Here is a 2,551-nt window from a genome sequence, read left to right as displayed (position 1 = left end):
CCTGACCCCAACCCCCGTGTGAGGAGAGCCCCGTGAAGATCACCGAGCCGGTGCTCTCCGCCCCCGCCTGGGCGGAGCTGGGGACGTCGGACCCAGAGGGCGCCGCCGCCTTCTACGGCCGGGTGCTCGGCTGGCGCGCCGAGACGGACCCCCGCCCGGAGGCCGGTGGCTACACCAGGCTGCTGCTTGACGACGACCCGGTCGCCGGCCTCGTACCCCACCAGGCGGCGGGTCAGCCGGTCGCCTGGACGTTCTCCGTCGCCGTGGCCGACGCGGACGGGACGGCCGGGGAGGTCCCCAAGGCGGGCGGCACGGTGCTGCTCGACCCGACGGACGTCCTCGACCTCGGGCGGTACGCGGTGATCGCCGACCCGGGCGGCGCGGTCCTCACGCTGTGGGAGGCCCGTACGTTCCGGGGCGCGGCCCGGCTGAACGAGCCCGGCGCGCTCTGCTGGGTCGAACTGGCCACCCGGGACACCGCCGCGGCGGAGGCGTTCTACGGGTCGGTGTTCGGCTGGTCGGCCGAGGGCGGTCCGTACGTCCACTGGGGCGTGGGCGGCCGGAACTTCGGCGGTATGGTGCGGATGGACGAGCGCTACCCGGAAGGCGCCCCGCCGCACTGGACCCTCTACTTCGCCGTCCTCAACGTCGACGCGGCCGTCAACACGGCCACGGAGGCGGGCGGTTCGGTGGGCTACCCGGCCATGGACATTCCCGGGACAGGGCGGGTCGCGGGCCTCTACGACCCGCAGGGCGGCGCGTTCGCGGTGTACACCCCGGAGGGCGTTGCGCGGACCGAACCCTAGGCCTCTGGCCGCGCTTTCGACTCCCTCGGCTCCCTCGACTCCCTCGGCTCCTTCGGCTCTCTCCGGCCCTTCGAACCTCCGAGGGCGAGGACCGTCGCCACGGTGTCGGCCTCCGCCGCCGTCTTGTCCTCCCGGTAGCGCAGCACGCGCGCGAAGCGCAGGGTGACCCCCTCCGGGTAGCGGGAGGAGCGCTGCACCCCGTCGAAGGCGATCTCCACGACCAGTTCGGGCCGTACGGTCACCACCCAGCCGTCGTCGCCGACGGCGATCTCCCGCAGCCGCTCGGTCTGCCAGGCGAGCAGCGCGTCGGTCAGACCCTTGAAGGTCTTGCCCAGCATGGCGAAGGAGCCGTCGGGGCGGCGGGCGCCCAGGTGGAGGTTGGACAGCTTCCCGGTGCGCCGCCCGTGCCCCCACTCGGCGGCCAGGACCACCAGGTCCAGGGTGTGCACCGGCTTGACCTTCAGCCAGGAGGAGCCGCGGCGGCCCGCGCTGTACGCCGAGTCCAGCGCCTTGAAGACCACGCCCTCGTGCCCGCGCTCCAATACCTCGTCCGCGAACTCCCTTGCCCGGGCGCGCTGTTGGGCGTCCGCGGGATCGGTGACCACCAGCCGGCGTACGCGCCGGGGCTCGGGCGCGATCCGGGCCAGCTCCGCGTACCGCTCGGTCACCGGCAAGGCCAGCAGGTCGCGGCCGTCGACCGACAGCAGGTCGAAGAAGACGGGGGAGAGCGGCAGCGAGGCCTGGGCGCCGCTCACGTCCAGGCGGCTGCCGACCCGGCCCGCGGTCTCCTGGAACGGCCGCGGCCGCCCGTCCGCGCCGAGCGCGATGACCTCGCCGTCGAGTACCGCGCGCGACGCAGCCAACTCCCCGGTGGCCGCGATGACTTCGGGCAGCCGCTCGGTGATGTCGTCGAGCGTGCGCGTGAACACCCGGACGCTGCCGCCGTCCTTGTGCACCTGAGCCCGGATCCCGTCGAGCTTCTCCTCGACCGCGCACGGGCCGAGCTTGTCCAGCGCCTCGTCCAGATCCTTGGCGGTGTGCGCGAGCATCGGCAGGACCGGGCGGCCGACTTCGAGCCGGAAGTCGGCGAGCGCGGCCGGGCCGCGGCCGAGCAGCGCCTCGGCGACGGCGCCCAGCGAGCCGCCGAGCATGACAGCCCGGCGTACGTCGGCGGGCTCCGCCCCGGCGGCCGCCGCCAGCCCGTCCACAGCGAACGCGTCCAGCGCGCCCTGCCGGAGCTCGCCACCGATGAGGCGGTAGAGGAACCCCTGCTCGTCGGCGGTGGCTCCACCGAGCAGCTCCCGCACCAGCCGCTTGCGCTCGCCCAGGGCCCCCTTCCCCTTGACGGCGGCGATGGCCTCGAAGGCCCGATCCACATCGAGGACGCTCAGCCGGGCCTCGGCGGCGGCCGGTACGGGCTCCCGCAGGGCGGCCCACCCCACCCCGATCTTCCGCTGCGGCAACCGCCCGGCGAGATACGTGATCACGACCGCCGCCTCGGAGGGTTCCACCCTCCGAAACAACCCGGCCAACAACGCCACCTTCTCCGACCGCGCGGCGGTCCCCGCGACCTCCCCGGAGGTCCGCACCACCTCACCCAGCAACATGCCATCCATGCTCGCGCGAGCCACCGATTCCTGCCGGGTTGCGGGCGTGGAAACCCGCACCCGCCGCACGGGCTTCACCCCCACCAGAGCGCGGCCGCCCCGGCCCAGTCCCCCCAGGGACGGCCGCGCTCCTGTCTC

General features: G+C 74.4%; 2 protein-coding genes. One reads left to right on the top strand and one right to left on the bottom strand.

Features of this window, described 5'->3' with window-relative positions:
- The first annotated feature begins 32 nt into the window (after positions 1-32).
- Positions 33-806 (top strand): VOC family protein, encoded by a 774-nt coding sequence (locus AOK16_RS23755; RefSeq protein WP_055474174.1) that lies wholly within the window; start codon positions 33-35, stop codon positions 804-806.
- Here the strand turns inward: AOK16_RS23755 and AOK16_RS23750 are convergent.
- Positions 803-2,413 (bottom strand): ATP-dependent DNA ligase, encoded by a 1,611-nt coding sequence (locus tag AOK16_RS23750; RefSeq protein WP_079101706.1) that lies wholly within the window; start codon positions 2,411-2,413, stop codon positions 803-805. The two genes, AOK16_RS23755 and AOK16_RS23750, sit on opposite strands and share 4 nt — an antisense overlap.
- Positions 2,414-2,551: the final 138 nt, after the last annotated feature.

This window comes from Streptomyces pathocidini, assembly GCF_001418495.1.
GTDB lineage: Bacteria > Actinomycetota > Actinomycetes > Streptomycetales > Streptomycetaceae > Streptomyces > Streptomyces pathocidini.
Note: the sequence above shows the minus strand (reverse complement) of the source record. Positions and strands in the feature narration are given on the sequence as shown.